Below are 16,952 nucleotides of genomic sequence, written 5' to 3'. Positions count from 1 at the left end.
GGGTGTGAAGAGTCTCGCACAGGAGGGACGGGCGCAGGAGCGGGCCGGCGGTGCAGTCGGGGACGGGTTCCCCGCCGCGCGCGATGCATTATCGCCCCAGCCGGCCGTGCCTATCGGTCATGGGAGGTGAATAGGGATTTCAGCCCGTTGCACGGCGGCGCGCGCGGGCTTGGACCGGCGCGGGCCGGCTTTGTTCAGATCAGCCCGCGGATGCCGGCGATGCCGTGCGCGCCATGGCGGCGCGCGGTCTCGAAGGTGGCCTCGGACTGGCCGCCCAGGGCCAGTACGGGCAGGCCGGCCTGCTCGTTGAGCAGGGCGAAGCGGTCCCAGCCCAGCGCGGGCCGTTCCGGATGCGAGTCGGTGGGCAGCACGGGGCCGAGCACGGCGAAGTCGGCCTTGAGCCGGCGTGCGTGCTCCAGATCCGCCGCATCGTGCGCCGATACCGCCAGCAACGCGCCTTCGGGCAGCCCGGGGCGCTCGGCCAGCCGGGCCGCATCCTGCGCCCGCAGGTGCAATCCGTCGGCCAGGGACAGCCAGGCCTGCGGATGCACGCTGTTGAGCAGCACGCCGGCCCCGCGGGCATGGCAGCGCGCCACCACCTGCTGCAGCAGCGCGCGCAGGCCTTCGTCGGCCGGGCCGCCGGGCCAGCCGGGTTCGCGGAACTGCACCAGCTTCAGGCCGCGGGCCAGCGCCTGGTCGAGCCGTTCGAACCAGGCCGCGGCCTGCTGCGCCTGGCCCACCCCGGTGATGCCGTAGCGGTCCGGCTGCAGCAGCCAGCGCAGCGGCGGATAGGCCGCCGGCAGCAGGTTGTCCATGGCCAGCGCCTGGGCCGGCGCGATCCAGCGCAGCTGCTGGCCTTCGCGGCCGACCGGCTGGTTTTCCCAGCCGGTGACGATGCAGAAGGACAGCTTGACCGTGGTGTGGGGATAGGCGTGCACGTAGGTGACCCAGGGCCGCGCCTCGGTCAGGCGGATGCCCAGCTCCTCGTCCAGCTCGCGCGCCAGCGCCTGCATGACGGTCTCGCCCGGCTCGATCTTGCCGCCGGGCAGCTCCCACCAGCCCGGCCAGGACTTGTCGGTGGGCCGGTCGCCCAGCAGCAGCTGGCCGTCGGCGCGCAGGATCAGCCCCACCGCCACGTCGACGATCTTCTCAGCCATGGCGCGCCGCCCAGTCGCGTGCGAACTGCTTGGCCACCCGGCCCGAGCGCGAGCCGCGCTCCAGGGCCCATTGCAGCGCCTCGGCGCGGCTGGCCTCGATGGCCTCGGGCGGGCAGCCCAGCTGGCCCAGCCAGTAGCGCACGATGTCCAGGTAATCGTCCTGCTTGAAGGGATAGAACGAGAGCCACAGGCCGAAGCGCTCGGACAGCGAGATCTTCTCCTCGACGGTCTCGCCCGGATGGATCTCGCCATCGGGCTGGTGGCGCGCCTGCAGGTTCTCGCTCATGTATTCGGGCATGAGGTGGCGGCGGTTGGACGTGGCGTAGATCAGCACGTTCTCGCCGGCCGAGGCCACCGAGCCGTCCAGCACCGACTTGAGCGCCTTGTAGCCGGCCTCGCCTTCCTCGAAGGACAGGTCGTCGCAGAACACCAGGTAGCGCTCGGGGCGGCCGGCCACCAGCTCGACGATCTCGGGCAGGTCGCCCAGGTCCGCCTTGTCGACCTCGATCAGGCGCAGGCCGTCCTTGCCGTGCGCGGCCAGCATGGCCTTGACCAGCGAGCTCTTGCCGGTGCCGCGCGCGCCGGTCATCAGCACGTTGTTGGCCGGCTTGCCGTGCAGGAAGTGCAGGGTGTTGCGCTCGATGATCTCTTTTTGCCGCTCGATGTGCTGCAGGTCGTCCAGGTTGATGCTGGCCACGTGCCCCACCGCGTCCAGCCAGCCGCGCGAGCCGCGCCGGCGCCAGCGGTAGGCATGGGCGCTCCAGTCGATCCGGGGCGGGGCGGGCGGCAGCCAGGCTTCGAGCTGCGCGAGCACGCGCGAGGCCTGGGCGATGAGGGCCTTGATGTCGGGGGAGGTGGAGTCGGTCACGGCAGGTCGGGCGCAAGCGCCGGGCCGCGGCGGTCGCGGCCCGGCCGGGGTTCAGGAACGGTAGTCGGCGTTGATGCTGACGTAGTCGTGCGAGAAGTCGCAGGTGTAGACGGTGTCGCACGCCTGGCCGCGGCCCAGCGCGATGCGCACGAGGATCTCCGCCTGCTTCATCACGCGCTGGCCGTCCTCTTCGCGGTAGGCGGGATTGCGCCCGCCGCCCTCGGCCACCAGCACGTCGTCCAGCCACAGGCGGATGCCGGCGGTGTCCAGGTCCTCGATGCCGGCATAGCCCACCGCCGCCAGGATGCGGCCCAGGTTGGGATCCGAGGCATAGAAGGCGGTCTTGACCAGCGGCGAGTGCGCCACCGCATAGGCCACCTTCAGGGCTTCCTCGGTGCTGCCGGCTTCTTGCACGCGGATGGTGATGAACTTGGTCGCGCCTTCGGCATCGCGCACGATCTTTTGCGCCAGGTCGGTGGCCGCGCGGGCAAGCGCCTCGCGCACGGCGGGAAAGTCCGGATGCGAGCGGCTGTCGATCGCCACGCCGCTTTGGCCGGTGGCGATGAGCACGAACGAATCGTTGGTGGAGGTGTCGCCGTCGACGGTGATGCGGTTGAACGACACGTCGGCCAGTTCGTGCGCCAGTTCGGCCAGCAGCGGCTGGGCGATGCCGGCGTCGGTGGCCAGGTAGCCCAGCATGGTGGCCATGTTCGGGCGGATCATGCCCGCGCCCTTGCTCACGCCGGTGACCGTGACGGTCTTGCCGCCGGTCGCCACGCGCGCCGAGTGGATCTTGGGCAGGGTGTCGGTCGTCATGATGCCGTGCGCGGCCTGCACCCAGTTATCGGGCGACAGGTTCTCCAGCGCGGCAGGCAGGCCGGCGGCGATGCGGTCCACGGGCAGCGGCTCCATGATGACGCCGGTGGAAAAAGGCAGCACCTGCCCGTCCTGCAGGCCCATCAGCCGGGCCAGCGCCGCGCACACCGCGCGCGCATCGGCCAGGCCCTGGGCGCCGGTGCCGGCGTTGGCGTTGCCGGTGTTGACCACCAGCGCGCGGATGGGCGCGCCGGCGGCCAGGTGTTCCAGGCAGACCTGCACGGGCGCGGCGCGAAAGCGGTTGCGCGTGAAGACGCCGGCCACCGTGCTGCCCTCGGCCAGCCTGAACACGGTCAGGTCGCGCCGGTTGGCCTTGCGCACGCCCGCTTCGGCCACGCCGATCTCGACGCCGGCCACGGCAAGGACTTCGGATTCGGGGGGGATGCTCAGATTGACCGCCATGCTGGGCCTTTGTATGGGAGAAAACCGAAGCTGGCGATTATAGCCAGCCAGCCGGCCGGCCCTGCGCCTGCGCGGCTCAGTAGAGCGCCGGCGTCACCGCCCACAGTACGTCGCAATCCACGTCGCCTTCGCACCAGAAGCGGTACTGCGACGTGGCGTGGAACGCGAAGGAGTCGCCTTGGTCCAGCAGGTAGCGCCGGCCGTCGATTTCCAGGCCCAGCCGCCCGGCCAGCACCGTCCCGGTCTTGGCGCCGGTGGCATGCTGGTTCGGGCTGTCCCCCGAGCGGCCTTCCGGATGGATGATCATGCGCATGAGCTGCAGCTGCGGCACGGTGTCGGGCGACAGGATCTCCTTGGTCATGCCCGCCGCGCCCAGCACCATGCGCCGGCGGCGTGGCTTGCGCACCACCACTTGCTCCTCGCCGGCCCGCTGGGGATCCTCCGACTCGAACAGCCAGCCCAGCGGCATTTCCAGGGCCTGGCAGATCTGGCGCAGCGAGCGCAGGGACGGAGCGGACAGGCCCCGTTCGATCTGGCTGAGCAGGCCGATGGAAATGTTGGCCCGCGCTGCCACCTCGCTTAGCGAGAATTGCCTTACCTTGCGGCGCTGGCGCAGTTTCTGGCCTATGCCCTCGTGCAGCGGCGCGGCGGGGGCCGGGGCGGCGGCGGCGGGCTTGCGCGCCGCGGTCTTGGAGCGTGGGGCTGAGGTCGAGGCGGGGTTTTTTCCCATGGGGGTAAGCGGTCCGGGTGGCATCGTATTATTCCATCATGCCCGGCAAGGCAAGCGCTATCCAGGGAAAGGCGATCAGCAGGGACAGGGTGAACAGGTCGGCTGCAATGAACCACCCCACGCCGCGAAAGATGGTCGGCAGCGGAACCAGGTTGCCCAGCGCGCTCTTGGTGACATAGACGTTCAATCCCACGGGCGGAGTCACCAGGCCCAGTTCGAGCAGCTTGATCAGGATAATGCCGAAGTAGATCAGGTCGATGCCGGTTTCCCGCGCCAGGGGCAGCACGATGGGCAGGGTCAGCAGCAGCAGGCCGATGGAGTCCAGGAAGCAGCCCAGCACCAGATACAGCAGGGCCACGGCGAGGATGACGCCCAGCTGGCTCGTGCCCAGCTCCATGAACCACGACGAGATCGCGCCCGGCACGCCGCTCAAGGCCATGAAGCGGCCGAGCAGGACGGTGCCGATCACCACCATGAAGATGCCGGCCGTTCCGCTCAGGGTCAGGAAGACCGATTTCTTCATCACTGCCCAGCTCATGCTGCGGCGCGACAGCGCCAGCAGCATCGACAGCAGGGCGCCGACGGCCCCGGCCTCGGTAGGGGTGAACAGCCCCACGAAGATGCCGGCCAGCACGCCGACGATCAGCACCGGCAGGGGCCAGATCTCCTTGGCGGCCGCGATCTTTTCCGCCCGGCTGAAGTGCTCGGTCACCGGCGGCGCAAGCGAAGGCTTGAGCTTGACGCGGATGATGATCATCGCCACGAACACCAGCGCCGAGAGCAGCCCGGGAAGAAAACCGGCCATGAAGACCTTGGCCACCGAGATTTCCGCTACGTAGGCATACAGGAGCATGAGCACGCTGGGCGGGATCATCGAGCCCAGTGTCCCGGCCGAGGCGATGACGCCGGCGGCCAGTCCAGGATCGTAGCGATAGCGAAGCATCTCGGGCGTCGCGATCCGGGCGAAGGCCGCCGAGACTGCGACGCTGGAGCCCGCCGCCGACGAGAGCATGCCGCAGGCGCCCACGCTGGCTACGGCCAAGCCGCCGGGCAGCCGCGACAGGAATATGCGCATGGCGCGAAACAGGCCCGAGGTCAGGCCGCTGCCGCTGGCGATGTACCCCATCAGCAGGAACATGGGGATGGCGGTCAGGTTCCAATCCCCGACGAAATTGAAGGGAACGGCGGTGACGATCCCCCAGGCCGCCTGCAGGTTGAGGATGCAGGCGATGCCCACGAAGGAAGCCGCGCCCAGCGCCACGCCGATTTGCACGCGCAGCGCCACCAGCGCCAGGGCGGCGGCCAGGCCGATGAAGCCGATGGTCACATTGTCCATGTCGGGCTCCTCAGGCCGGGGGCGGGCCGTCGATCGAGGGGTCGGCCGGTGTCGGGCTGAAATCGGGGTCGCGCAGCGCCTGCAGCATGTGCAGGAGCGTTGCCAGCGTGATTGCCGCAAAGCCCAGCGGCAGCGCGAACTTGGCCGGCCAGATGGGTACGTAGATCGAGCCCATCATCACCTCGTCGATGCGCCAGGCGGCCACGGCATCCTGCCAGGTCTGCCAGGCCAGCGCGCCGAAAAATGCCATGCTGACCAGCGCGCCGAACACATACACGGCGCGCTGCAGCGCCGGTGCAAAGGTGCGTACCAGCAGGTCGGCGTTGATGTGTTCGTGGCGCAGCTCGACCATGGCCAGCGGCAGGAATACCACCAGCACCATGTGGTAGACCGAGATGATCTCCAGGTTGCCCTCGATCGGCCGGCCCATCGCGTTGTTCATGAATACGTCCGCGGCGGTTTGCAGCATCATCAGCAGCAGCGCGGCGGCGGCGATCAGGGCCAGGCCGTTGGCCAGCCAACGGGTAAAGGACTCGAAGGCGCGCATGGCGGTTCCCTCCGTTACGCGAATCGGGGCCCGCGCCGCGCAGCGCCGGCGCGGGCAGGTTTCATACCGCTGCGCCGTACATGCGGCGAGCCGTTTCGGGCGTGACATAGCCCTGGCGCACGTCTTCCAGCACGGCTTGCGGCGAGCGTTCCGAGGCGGGGCCGTAGCCACCGCCGCCCGCCGTATAGATCGTCAGCACGTCCCCTTTCATGAGCGTCATGCCGTCCTTGCTGCGAATAGGGATGATTTCGCCCTTGCGCAGCACTTCGGCCCGGCCGCAACGCCCCTGCGTGCCCCCGAAAAGCCCGTAAGGGGCGATGCGGAAGCGGTCGGCGTAGATGGCGAAGTTCACGTCGTCGGCCAGGATTTCGAAGCGGCGCATGAAGCCCAGCCCTCCCCGCTGGCGGCCATGGCCGCAGGAGTCCGGCAGCAGCGCATAGCCGGTGATGCGAAAGTGGCTGAAATCCATGTCCGTGGCTTCCACCGGGGTGTTGGTGCAGTTCGACAGCGGCGAATCCACCGCATCGCAGCCGTCCGTATCGGTCGCGGCGCCAAAGCCGCCGCCATAGACTTCCAGGTAGACCTTGTACTTGCCCTTGTCCTGGTGCGAGATGGAAGTCACCAGGGTGGCGTCGTTTCCGCCGGCGATGATCTGCTGCGGCGCGACCTGCGCCAGCGCCTTCAGTACGGCGTTGAAAGCGCGATAGCCGGCTTCCATGCGGGCGCGTACCGGCGCCGGATATTCCGGATTGAGCAGGCAGCCGCGCGGCGCGGTAATGTTCACCGGCTTCTTCAGGCCTTCGTTAAAGGGGATATCGGGACTGGTCAGCGCCGATTTCACGGCGGTAAGGGCCGCCGAGATGGTGGACGAGAACGGGCAATTAAGGTTGCGGGTAACCTGCGGGCAGGTGCCGTCGAAATCGATGCCGATGGTGTCGCCGTCCACGGTGACCTTGGCCTTGACCACCAGCGGCGCGTCCGTGATGCCGTCGTCGTCTATGGCGTCCTCGCCGTGGTAGACGCCGTCGGGCAGGGCGGCCAGCGCGGCGCGAAACCGGGTTTCCGAATAGTCGATGAGCTGGGCCATCGCCTGTGCGATGGTTGCCGCGCCATACTTCTGGCAAAGTTGGCGGATGCGTTCGCCGCCCACCACGTTGGCCGCGAATTGCGCATCGAAGTCGCCGATGGTCTGGGCCGGCACGCGGATGTTGGCCGCCAGCAGCCGCTTGAGCGGTCCGTCGTCTTCCCAGTCGCGGCGGTAGTTGTAGCAGGACGGGGGAAATACGAAGCCTTCGGCATGCAGGTCGACCGCTTCGGTAGTCAGGCCGGGATTGCCGCCGCCCAGGTCCAGGTGGTGCGCGACCGTGCCGGCAAACCCCACCAGCTGGCCCTCGAAGAAAATGGGCGAATAGATGAACACGTCCTGCAGGTGCTGGCCGCCGGAATAGGGGTCGTTGGTGATATAGAAGTCTCCTTCGGCCAGCTTGTCGACCGGATGCCGGGCGGCGCAGGCGCGAAAGATCTCCGACATCGGGCCCAGCTGCATGGGGATCAGTTCGGCCTGGGCCACTACGTTGCCGTGGCGGTCGAACAGCGCCGCCGAAGCGTCCGCGGCCTCGCGGATGATGGTCGAATAGGCCGATCGGATCAGCTTGACGCCCATCTCCCGGGCAGCGGCGATCAGTCCCTGGCTGATCACCGCGTAGTCGACAGGATCCAGGCCGGGCCGTGGGGAGACATCAAGAGAAGTGCGCATGTCATTGCTCCTGCATGGTCAGGATGATGTTGTCGGCGGCGTCGCGGCGGGCGCTCCAGCCCTGCGGCACCAGCAGCGTGGAGGTCGGGTCGTCCAGCAGGGCCGGCCCCGGAACGGTCATTCCCGGCCGCATGGCGGACCGGCTGAGCAGGCGGGCCTTGTGCCAGGCCCGGCCGTCGTAGAGGTCTATCTCGCGTTCGGCCACGGAACCGCCCTGCGGCTCGGCCAGTACCGGCAGTTCCTTGAGCGGTGCGGTCAGGCCGAGCCGGAACGAGACGATTTCGATAGGCTTGTCGCTGTGCGCGCCAAAAAAGAACAGCTTCTGGTGCATGGCGCCGAACAGCTCGCGCAACTGTTCCGTGGTCAACGACCCAAGCTGCTCATGGGGCAGCTCCACCGGCACCTCGAAGGCCTGTCCCACGAAGCGCATGTCCGCCACGAAGTTCAGGTGCAAGGCGTCGCCCAGCTGCATGTCCCGGGCGCGCGCGAAGGCGCGCTCGCGCATTTCCGCGAATACCTCGCGCACGACCTGGGGCGCCTTGTCGTCCAGCCGCGCGCGGCGCGTCAGGCTCTCGAACTGTATGAAGTCGCTGGCCAGCAGGCCATAGGCCGAGATCACGCCCGAGTTGGGCGGCACCGAAATGGTCTGGATGCCCAGGTCGCGTGCGACCTGCGCGGCATGCAAAGGCCCTGCGCCGCCGTAGGGCACCATCACGCTTTCGCGCGGGTCGTGGCCGCGCTGGGTGGAGATCACCTGGATGGCCCGTACGATGTTGGCGTTGGCCAGCTGGATGGCGCTGTCGGCGGCTTCTTCCAGGCTCATGCCGAACCGCTCGGCGATGGGCTGCAGCGCCTGGCGGGCCAGTGCCGGATCGATCTGCATGCGGCCGCCCAGGAATGCCTCGGGCAGGATGGAGCCGCGCACCACGTGCGCGTCGGTGATGGTGGGGCGCGTGCCTCCCCTGGCGTAGCATGCGGGCCCTGGCGAGGCGCCGGCCGACTCCGGCCCCACGCGCAGCATGCCGCCGTCGTCCACCCAGATGATGCTGCCGCCGCCCGCGCCCACGGTGTTGATATCGAGCAGGGGGATGCGCACCGGCAGCCCGTCGATCGTGAACTCGTTGGTCAATTGCGGCTTGCCGCCGATCACTACGCAGACGTCGGTGGAGGTGCCGCCGATATCCAGGGTAATCAGGTTCTCGTAGCCGGATCGCGCAGCCTGGCGGGCTGCGCCCATGACCCCGGCGGCCGGTCCCGAAAGCAGCGCGGTGACGGCGTTGGCGCGCATGGCGCTGGCGGGCAGCTTGCCGCCATTGGACTGCATCACGCTGAATCGCCCCTTGAAGCCGGCCTCGGCCAGTCGCTGCTCGAAGCGCGAGATGTATCGGTCCATCACCGGCTGCACGTAGGCCGACAGTGTCGTGGTGGAGGCGCGCTCGTACTCCCGGAACTCGCGCGTGATGTCCGACGACAGGGTGATGTTCAGGTCAGGCAGGTGCCGGGCGATGCAGTCGCGCAAGCGCCGTTCGTGCTCGGGATTGACATAGGCATTCAACAGGCAGATGGCGACAGCCTGGTAGCTGCCATCGCGCAACGCCGGGATCAGGCTGGCCTGGACGCGGTCCATGTCCAGCGGGGTGAGTATCGTGCCGTCGCCCAGGATGCGTTCGCTTACCTCGAAGCTGTCGCTGCGCCGCACGACCGGCTCGGGTTTGCGGTACTTCAGGTCGTAGATGTTCGAACGGCCATGGCGCTGCAGCGCCAGCACGTCGCGAAAACCCTCGGTAGTCACGAAAGCCGTCAAGAAACCCTTGCGTTCGAGTACGGCGTTGGTCGCCACGGTGGAGCCATGGGCCAGGTCCTGCACCGTCTCGAGCGGGATTTCGCTGGCCAGCAAGGCGTTGAACGCGCCTTCGTCGGGGTTCTGGGGCGTGCTGGGTACCTTGAGCACGCGAATGCCGCTGTCGTCGATTGCCACCAGGTCGGTGAACGTGCCGCCTACTTCTACGCCTATACGCATGATTGCCGTCTTCCAGGATGAGGCCGAATGAAAGCCGCAGACGCGCAGGTCTGCCGAACGAAAGAGGGACCCGGCAGGCGCGCCGCCGCCGGGGAAGAAGTCAGCGGCCGTAGGTGGCCGCGTCTATCCGGTCGTAGAGGTTCTCGCGCAGGATCTTCTTGAGCGCCGGCGCATCCGTGCGGTCCACGCCCTCGAGCAGCGTCTCCCACTTTTGCAGCGTGGCCTCGAAGCGCGAGACCAATCCCTCGGGATCGCTGATCCGGAAACGCGACTGTCCTTCCTTGATCGCGGTCTCCCTGGCCTGTGCCGCGAAGGCGGTCAGCGATTGCTTCAGGTCCTCGGCCGGTTCGGATACCTTGACCTTGTGCGCGGGCGCTTCCTGCAGCGCCTCGACGCCGGCCTGCATATAGGCGATTTCGGTTTCCACGGTCGCGTCGGCGATGGTATCGAGCAGTACCCGCCGCTGTTCGTCGCTGAGCTTGGCCCATGCCGCCCCGTTCATCGCCCATTGCCAGCCCGAGAAGTACGGGCCGAGATTGGCGGTGTTGACGAACTTGGCCACGTCCCAGAGCGAGCGGGTCTTCAGTTCGTTGGCGCCCATGACCACGCAATCGATTTGTCCCTTGTCCAGGCCGGTGAACATTTCGCTGGACGGCACGTTGACCGGGGTGGCGCCCACCGAGCGGGCCCAATCGGCATGGATAGGACCGGGCGTGCGCAGCCGCTTGCCCTTGATGCTGGCGATGTCGGTGACTTCCGAGCGGCAGATGAGGTTGTAGGCCACGCTGGCATAGGCGCCAAGGAACACGATGCGGTGGCGTTTCCACAGGGCCTGCATGGCCGGGTCGTTCATGTAGAAGTCGGCGACCGCGAAAGTGGTGACGATAGGGTCGTCCAGCGCGATGCCCAGGATGGCCAGCACGTTGTCCTCGGGCAGGTCCGATGGCGTATACGTGCCGGCGTGGTATGTGATGTGCGCGATGCCGTCGCGCAGTCCGCTCAGGTGGGCGTTGACCGGCAGCAGCGAGGTGCCTGTGAAAACGTTGATCTTGAGATCGCCGCCTGAAGCCTCGTCGACCTTCTTGGCCCATTGCAGATAGCCTACCCGGGTCAGGGGCTGGGTATCCGGGAACCAGATGCTGGCATTGAGCTGGGTCGTGGCCGACACCGGCTGGGAGGCGAGGACGGAGGCCAGAACGAGGGCCGGGAACCACGGTTTGGTGCGCATGACTTCTTCCCCTTGGCTATTAGGAGAGGACGTCCGGCCCGTGATGCTGCCGGCATCCTCGTTGTGAAATAAGAAGCAAGCAATTTCAATTGGATGATAAATCCAATCGGTTTTTTATGGAAGAGGTTAAAAGTAGCTGGCTCGGCAAGAAATGGCTTGCCCCCTTAAGGAAACGACCCCCGGCATCGGGGCCAGTCGATGCCCGGGGGTCGATTTGCCTGCATCAAGGCCGCGCGCAAGGCGGCCGGCGCCAGGCCGAGCCGTCTATTCGAGCCGGTCCAGCAGTCCGTTCCAGGCAATGGCCAGCCCGACCATGGGCCGGTGCAAGGCAAACAGAGGCAGGGTACGTATCTCGCTGAAGGGGAAGTCCATTTCGTCCGGGTGGGCGCCGGCGGCGGCTTGCGCCAGCAGGCGGCCCAGTTCCGTCGCCATGGCCACGCCCCGGCCGTTGTAGCCCAGGGCGGCATGCACGCCTTGTTCCAGCCGGTGCACGTGGGGGAAGTGGTCCTGCGTCATGGCCACGTATCCGCCCCACTGGTATTGCCAGGCCACTTTGCCCAGGTGGTGTCCGAACAGCCGCATCGCGCGCGCGCGCAGCCATGCCATTTGGCGGCGGATGCCGCCTTCGCCATAGGCGCCCCGGCCTCCCATCAGCAGCCGCCCGTGGGGATCGTAGCGGTAGTAAACGAGCAGCCGCCGCATGTCCGACACCACCTGGCGGCCGGGCAGGACGCGTTCGCGCACCGGTTCGGGCAGGGGGTCGGTGGCCACCTGCACCGAGTAGACCGGCACGACGCTGCGATGCAGCGCACCGGCCCAGGGCGGGGTATAGGCATTGGTGCACAGCAGTATCTGCCCGGCCTGCAGCCGGCCATTGGGGGTATCCAGCAGGAAGCGGCCTGCCTGCCTGCGCCAGCCCTGCACAGGCGTGTGCTCGTGGATGCTTGCGCCCAACCTGGCCGCCGCGCTGGCCAGCCCGCGCGCATAGTCCAGCGGCTGCACCGAACCGGCGCGCAGGTCGAGCATGCCGCCCAGGTAGGCGTCCGTGCCCAGCCTGGCGGCCATGGCCTCGCGCGACAAGGACTGTACCGGCGCGCCTCGCGCCTGCCATTGCGCCACGCGCCGCGCCGACAGGGCGAGCGTCTGGGGCGTGTGTGCCGGCTGCAGCCAGCCCTGCCGTACCGGGTCGCATTCGATGCCGTGCTTGCCGATCAGCGCAAAAACCGCATCCGGCGCGCCGCCCGCCAGCCGCGTCATCCGCTGGCCCAGCTCGCGGCCAAATAGTTTCTCCAGGCCGTCGGGGTCTTCCTTCAGCCCTGGCAGCACCTGGCCGCCGTTGCGCCCGGAAGCGCCCCAGCCGATGGAGCGCGATTCCAGCACCGTGGCGCTGATGCCACGCTCGGCCAGGTGAAGCGCCGCGGAAAGGCCGGTGTAGCCGCCGCCCACGATGGCCACGTCGCAGGCCGCCTCGCCCGCCAGGGCTGGCCAGGGCGCGGCTGGCCGGGCTGTTGCCAGCCACAGCGAATGCGACAGGATCTCGCGTTCGCCTTCCAGGCGCAGCGGGCCGGCCTGGGTGTTCACTTGGCCACCGGCATCGTGAACTCCGCGCCCTTGGCGATGCTGTCGGGCCAGCGCTGCATGATGCTCTTGTAGCGGGTGTAGAAGCGCACGCCTTCCTCGCCGTAGGCATGGTGGTCGCCGAACAGCGAACGCTTCCAGCCGCCGAAGGAATGCCAGGCCATCGGCACGGGGATGGGCACGTTGATGCCCACCATGCCCACCTTGATCTGGCGCGAGAAGGCGCGGGCCACGCCGCCGTCGGAAGTGAAGCAGGCCACGCCGTTGCCGAACTCGTGCGCGTTGATCAGCTCGACCGCGCTTTTCAGGTCGGGCACGCGCACCACCGCCAGCACCGGCCCGAAGATCTCCTCGCGGTAGATGTTCATGGCCGGCTTCACATGGTCGAACAGCGTGCCGCCCAGGAAAAAGCCCTTTTCGTGGCCCGGCACCGTGAGCTCGCGCCCGTCGACCACCAGCGTGGCGCCCGCGGCGATGCCGTCCTCGATGTAGCCCAGCACCTTCTTGCGGTGCTGCGCGGTCACCAGCGGGCCCATCTCGGCCGCCGGCTCCATGCCGTTCATGACCTTGAGCGCCTGGACGCGCGGCGCCAGGCGCGCCACCAGCTCGTCGGCCACCTCGCCCACGGCCACCGCTACCGAGATCGCCATGCAGCGCTCGCCGGCCGAGCCGTAGCCCGCGCCGATCAGCGCGTCCACGACCTGGTCCAGGTCGGCGTCGGGCATGACCACCAGGTGGTTCTTGGCCCCGCCCAGGGCCTGCACGCGCTTGCCGCGGCGCGTGCCCTCGGCGTAGATGTATTCGGCGATGGGCGTGGAGCCCACGAAGGACAGGGCTTGCACGTCGGGATGCTCGATCAGCGCATCGACCGCGCCCTTGTCGCCGTGCACCACGTTGAACACGCCGGGCGGCAGGCCGGCCTCGGCCAGCAGTTCGGCCAGCCGCACCGCCGCCGAGGGATCGCGCTCGGAAGGCTTGAGCACGAAGGTGTTGCCGCAGGCGATGGCCACCGGGAACATCCAGCACGGCACCATCATCGGGAAATTGAACGGCGTGATGCCCGCCACCACGCCCAGCGGCTGGCGCATGCTCCAATTGTCGATGCCCCCGCCGATCTGGTCGGTGTACTGGCCCTTGAGCAGGTTGGGGATGCCGCAGGCGAACTCGACCACCTCGATGCCGCGCGTGACCTCGCCGCGCGCATCCGAGAGCACCTTGCCGTGCTCGCGGGTGATGATCTCGGCCAGCTCGTCGATGTGCTCGTCCAGCAGCTGCTTGAAGCGGAACATGATGCGCGCGCGCTTGAGCGGCGGCGTCTCGCTCCAGGCGGGGAAAGCCTGCTGGGCGGCGGCCACGGCGCGGCCGACCTCTTCGGCGTTGGCCAGCGGAACCTGCGCGGCCACCTCGCCCAGCGCCGGGTTGAAGCATTCGGTATGGCGGCTGCTTGCGCCGGGCACGTGCCGGCCGTCGATGTAATGCGGGATCTGCTTCATGGTTATTGCACTTCCTTGAGGACCTGGGCGATGGTGGAGAAGATCTGCCCGATCTGGTCGGGCTCGACGATCAGGGGCGGCGAGACCGCCAGGATGTCGCCGGTATAGCGCACCATCAGGCCGTGGTCGAAACACTTCTGGAACACTTCGGCCGCGCGCGCGCCCGGGGCGCCTTCGCGCGGCTGCAGCTCGATGCCGGCCACCAGGCCCAGGTTGCGCACGTCGATGACGTGGGGCGAACCCTTCAGGCCGTGGGCCGCTTCCTCGAAGGCCGGCGCCAGGCCGCGGGCGCGTTCGAACAGGCCATCGCGCCGGTAGATGTCCAGGGTCGCCAGGATGGCGGCGGTGGCCAGCGGGTGGGCCGAGTAGGTGTAGCCGTGGAAGAACTCGATGCCCGCCCCGGTGGCGCCCACCACGGCGTCGTGCACCTCGCGGCGCACCGCCACGGCCCCGGCCGGCACGGCGGCGTTGCTCACGCCCTTGGCCATGGTGATCAGGTCGGGCGTGACGCCCAGCACTTCGCTGGCGGTGGCCCCGCCCAGGCGGCCGAAAGCGGTGATGACCTCGTCGAAGATCAGCAGGATGCCGTGGCGCCGGGTGATCTCGCGCAGTTTCTCCAGGTAGCCCTTGGGCGGGATCAGCACGCCGGTCGAGCCGGCCATGGGCTCGACGATGACCGCGGCGATGGTCGAGGGATCGTGCAGGGCGACCAGGCGCTCCAGTTCGTCGGCCAGGTGCGCGCCCCATTGCGGCTGCCCGCGGGTATAGGCGTTGTGCTCCAGGTTGTGGGTGTGCGGCAGGTGGTCCACGGCCGGCAGCAGCGCGCCGGAGAAGGCCTTGCGGTTGGGCGAGATGCCGCCGACCGAGATGCCGCCAAAGCCCACGCCGTGGTAGCCCCGCTCGCGGCCGATCAGGCGGGTGCGCTGGCCTTCGCCGCGGGCGCGGTGGTAGGCCAGGGCGATCTTCAGGGCGGTGTCGACCGACTCGGAGCCCGAATTGGTGAAGAAGATGCGGTCCAGGCCCTCGGGCATCAGCCCGGCCACCGCGCCGGCCGCGTCGAAGGCGTCGGGATGGCCGAGCTGAAAGCCCGGGGCGTAGTCCAGGTGGGCGGCCTGGCGGGCGATGGCCTGCACGATTTCCTCGCGGCCGTGGCCGGCGTTCACGCACCACAGGCCGGCCGTGCCGTCCAGGATCTGGCGGCCGTCTACGGACGTGTAGTACATGCCTTTGGCGCTGGCCAGCAGGCGGGGCTGGGCCTTGAATTGTTTGTTGGCCGTGAACGGCATCCACAGATGCGACAGGTCCGGCAGCTTGACGGGGGCATTCATCGGAAGGTCTCCTTGGCGTTCGATGGCGCCATGGTCGGACCGGGGCGGCGGGCGCGCGAGGGGGCGCCGGCGCTCCGGAGGGATTTACGCGCGAACGGCCATTCTGCGGCGGGTACTGTCGGCCGGGAATATACAATTTGTGGATATTTCCCAAACTGTATAGGCCGCCTGGCCATTGCTGTACAGGCAACCATGATCGAATTCCAGCCCCGCCGCGATGCCGGCGCGCCCACCCTGGTCGAGCAGGCGGTGGATGCGGTCGTGCGCGCCATCGAGAGCCACGCCCTGGGCCCGGGCATGGCCCTGCCCTCGGTGCGCGAGTTCGCGCGGGCCTACGGCATCAGCACCTTCACGGTGGCCAGCGCCTACGGCCGGCTGGTGGCCCAGGGCTGGCTGGACGCGCGCCGCGGCTCGGGCTACCGGGTGGCCGCGCGCGGGCGGCCACCCGGGCGCGGCGTGCCGCAATCGTGGCAGCCGCCGCAGCTGGGCGCGGGCTGGCTGCTGTCGGACATCTTCGCCGACCACTCCATCCCCATCAAGGCCGGCTGCGGCTGGCTGCCGCCCGAGTGGGTCAACGAAACCGGCCTGCACCAGGCCTTGCGGCACCAGTCGCGCGTGCCGGCGGTGCAGGTCGGCGGCTACGGCCATCCCTATGGCTATGCGCCGCTGCGCGAGCAGGTGGCCGGCGCCTTGGCCGAACTGGGCATGCAGGTCGAGCCCGACCAGGTGCTGATGACCCAGGGGGCCACGCAGGGCCTGGACCTGGTGGTGCGCACGCTGCTCAAGCCCGGCGACGCGGTGCTGGTCGAATCGCCCTGCTATACCAATCTGCTGCAGATGCTGCGCCTGGCCGGCATGCGCATCGTCGCCGTGCCGCGCGGCGCGCAGGGCGTAGACCTGGCCGCGCTGGCGCAGGCCGCCCAGGACAGCCGCCCGCGCGCGCTGTTCGTCAACACGGTGCTGCACAATCCCACCGGCACGACGCTGGGCATGGCCCAGGCCTTCCGGCTGCTGCAGCTGGCCGAGCACCATCGCCTGTGGGTGGTCGAGGACGACATCTCGCGGCCCTTGCTGTCCGGCCCCGCGCCGGCGCTGGCCGCGCTGGACGGCGGCAACCGCGTTATCTACGTGGGCGGCTATTCCAAGAGCATCAGCCCGTCCATGCGGGTGGGCTACGTGGCGGCGCAGCGCGACCTGGTGCGCGACCTGGTGCGCACCAAGATGGCGGTGGGGCTGACTTCCTCGGAGGTGATCGAGCGGCTGGTGCACCACGTGGTGCGCGAAGGCCAGTACCGCGCCCACACCGAGCGGGTGCGCGAGCGGCTGATGCTGGCCCACGGCCAGGCGGCCGCGCGCATGCAGGCGCTGGGCATGCAAGTGCTGGCCCAGCCGCAGGCCGGCCTGTTCCTGTGGGCCCGGGCCCCCGGTCCGGCCGGGCAGGGCGCCAACCGGCTGGCCGAGGCGGCGCTGCGCGACGGCATCTGGCTGGCGCCCGGCTCCTACTTCGATGCCCAGGAGCGCGACGTGGACTGGCTGCGTTTTAACGTCGCCTATACCGAGGCGCCCGCGCTCTGGCGCTTCCTGGAAGGCGCGTGCCGGGGCGGCGGGGGCGCGCCGGCGGCTTGAGTCCGGC

At 68.9% G+C, this 16,952-nt stretch carries 13 protein-coding genes; 1 reads left to right on the top strand and 12 read right to left on the bottom strand.

Going from position 1 to position 16,952, the window contains the following annotated elements:
• Positions 1–194: 194 nt before the first annotated feature.
• The 12 genes from V8Z80_RS03595 to V8Z80_RS03540 all read right to left on the bottom strand — a co-directional run bounded on the left by V8Z80_RS03595 (position 195) and on the right by V8Z80_RS03540 (position 15,319).
• Positions 195–1,157: a Nudix family hydrolase gene (locus V8Z80_RS03595; RefSeq protein ID WP_155194615.1), complete on the bottom strand. Its 963-nt coding sequence runs from the start codon at positions 1,155–1,157 to the stop codon at positions 195–197.
• A complete protein-coding gene (locus V8Z80_RS03590) occupies positions 1,150–2,025 on the bottom strand; it encodes an ATP-binding protein (protein WP_336061032.1) in 876 nt (291 codons plus the stop codon). The genes V8Z80_RS03595 and V8Z80_RS03590 overlap by 8 nt, the downstream gene beginning before the upstream one ends.
• Before the next feature lie 51 nt (positions 2,026–2,076).
• The gene (gene argJ, locus V8Z80_RS03585) at positions 2,077–3,303 is read right to left on the bottom strand and encodes a bifunctional glutamate N-acetyltransferase/amino-acid acetyltransferase ArgJ (RefSeq protein ID WP_336061031.1); all 1,227 of its coding nucleotides are present in this window, start codon (positions 3,301–3,303) and stop codon (positions 2,077–2,079) included.
• Positions 3,304–3,379: 76 nt separating this feature from the next.
• A complete protein-coding gene (locus tag V8Z80_RS03580; protein WP_155197425.1) occupies positions 3,380–4,033 on the bottom strand; it encodes a helix-turn-helix domain-containing protein in 654 nt (217 codons plus the stop codon).
• 28 nt (positions 4,034–4,061) lie between these two features.
• A complete protein-coding gene (locus tag V8Z80_RS03575; RefSeq protein WP_336061030.1) occupies positions 4,062–5,369 on the bottom strand; it encodes a TRAP transporter large permease in 1,308 nt (435 codons plus the stop codon).
• Positions 5,370–5,379: 10 nt separating this feature from the next.
• Positions 5,380–5,916, bottom strand: coding sequence for a TRAP transporter small permease (locus V8Z80_RS03570; protein WP_155195902.1), 537 nt, complete (start codon positions 5,914–5,916; stop codon positions 5,380–5,382).
• A 61-nt stretch (positions 5,917–5,977) separates the two neighbouring features.
• Positions 5,978–7,672 (bottom strand): hydantoinase B/oxoprolinase family protein, encoded by a 1,695-nt coding sequence (locus V8Z80_RS03565; protein WP_336061029.1) that lies wholly within the window; start codon positions 7,670–7,672, stop codon positions 5,978–5,980.
• A 1-nt stretch (position 7,673) separates the two neighbouring features.
• A complete protein-coding gene (locus V8Z80_RS03560; protein ID WP_336061028.1) occupies positions 7,674–9,692 on the bottom strand; it encodes a hydantoinase/oxoprolinase family protein in 2,019 nt (672 codons plus the stop codon).
• A gap of 100 nt (positions 9,693–9,792) precedes the next feature.
• Positions 9,793–10,920, bottom strand: coding sequence for a C4-dicarboxylate TRAP transporter substrate-binding protein (locus V8Z80_RS03555; protein ID WP_155195908.1), 1,128 nt, complete (start codon positions 10,918–10,920; stop codon positions 9,793–9,795).
• 264 nt (positions 10,921–11,184) lie between these two features.
• A complete protein-coding gene (locus tag V8Z80_RS03550) occupies positions 11,185–12,501 on the bottom strand; it encodes an NAD(P)/FAD-dependent oxidoreductase (protein ID WP_336061027.1) in 1,317 nt (438 codons plus the stop codon).
• Positions 12,498–13,991, bottom strand: a complete 1,494-nt coding sequence (locus tag V8Z80_RS03545; protein WP_155195910.1) for a CoA-acylating methylmalonate-semialdehyde dehydrogenase — start codon at positions 13,989–13,991, stop codon at positions 12,498–12,500. The genes V8Z80_RS03550 and V8Z80_RS03545 overlap by 4 nt, the downstream gene beginning before the upstream one ends.
• Positions 13,992–13,993: 2 nt before the next feature.
• Positions 13,994–15,319: an aspartate aminotransferase family protein gene (locus V8Z80_RS03540; RefSeq protein ID WP_336061026.1), complete on the bottom strand. Its 1,326-nt coding sequence runs from the start codon at positions 15,317–15,319 to the stop codon at positions 13,994–13,996.
• Positions 15,320–15,511: 192 nt separating this feature from the next.
• On the opposite strand from V8Z80_RS03540, the gene V8Z80_RS03535 reads away from it, so the two are divergent.
• Positions 15,512–16,945 (top strand): aminotransferase-like domain-containing protein, encoded by a 1,434-nt coding sequence (locus V8Z80_RS03535; protein WP_336061025.1) that lies wholly within the window; start codon positions 15,512–15,514, stop codon positions 16,943–16,945.
• Positions 16,946–16,952 lie beyond the last annotated feature (7 nt).

Origin of the sequence: Orrella sp. JC864 (genome assembly GCF_037026685.1) — a bacterium.
Classification (GTDB): domain Bacteria; phylum Pseudomonadota; class Gammaproteobacteria; order Burkholderiales; family Burkholderiaceae_B; genus Orrella.
The sequence above is the reverse complement of the archived record's forward strand: the minus strand, read 5'-3'. Positions and strand labels throughout refer to the sequence as shown.

Bases quoted from the DNA above. Each gene is read 5' to 3' on its own strand.
- V8Z80_RS03595 (WP_155194615.1), bottom strand. From the start codon at position 1,157: ATGGCTGAGAAGATCGTCGACGTGGCGGTGGGGCTGATCCTGCGCGCC.
- argJ (WP_336061031.1), bottom strand. From the start codon at position 3,303: ATGGCGGTCAATCTGAGCATCCCCCCCGAATCCGAAGTCCTTGCCGTG.
- V8Z80_RS03580 (WP_155197425.1), bottom strand. From the start codon at position 4,033: ATGGGAAAAAACCCCGCCTCGACCTCAGCCCCACGCTCCAAGACCGCG.
- V8Z80_RS03575 (WP_336061030.1), bottom strand. From the start codon at position 5,369: ATGGACAATGTGACCATCGGCTTCATCGGCCTGGCCGCCGCCCTGGCG.
- V8Z80_RS03570 (WP_155195902.1), bottom strand. From the start codon at position 5,916: ATGCGCGCCTTCGAGTCCTTTACCCGTTGGCTGGCCAACGGCCTGGCC.
- V8Z80_RS03565 (WP_336061029.1), bottom strand. From the start codon at position 7,672: ATGCGCACTTCTCTTGATGTCTCCCCACGGCCCGGCCTGGATCCTGTC.
- V8Z80_RS03560 (WP_336061028.1), bottom strand. From the start codon at position 9,692: ATGCGTATAGGCGTAGAAGTAGGCGGCACGTTCACCGACCTGGTGGCA.
- V8Z80_RS03555 (WP_155195908.1), bottom strand. From the start codon at position 10,920: ATGCGCACCAAACCGTGGTTCCCGGCCCTCGTTCTGGCCTCCGTCCTC.
- V8Z80_RS03545 (WP_155195910.1), bottom strand. From the start codon at position 13,991: ATGAAGCAGATCCCGCATTACATCGACGGCCGGCACGTGCCCGGCGCA.
- V8Z80_RS03540 (WP_336061026.1), bottom strand. From the start codon at position 15,319: ATGAATGCCCCCGTCAAGCTGCCGGACCTGTCGCATCTGTGGATGCCG.
- V8Z80_RS03535 (WP_336061025.1), top strand. From the start codon at position 15,512: ATGATCGAATTCCAGCCCCGCCGCGATGCCGGCGCGCCCACCCTGGTC.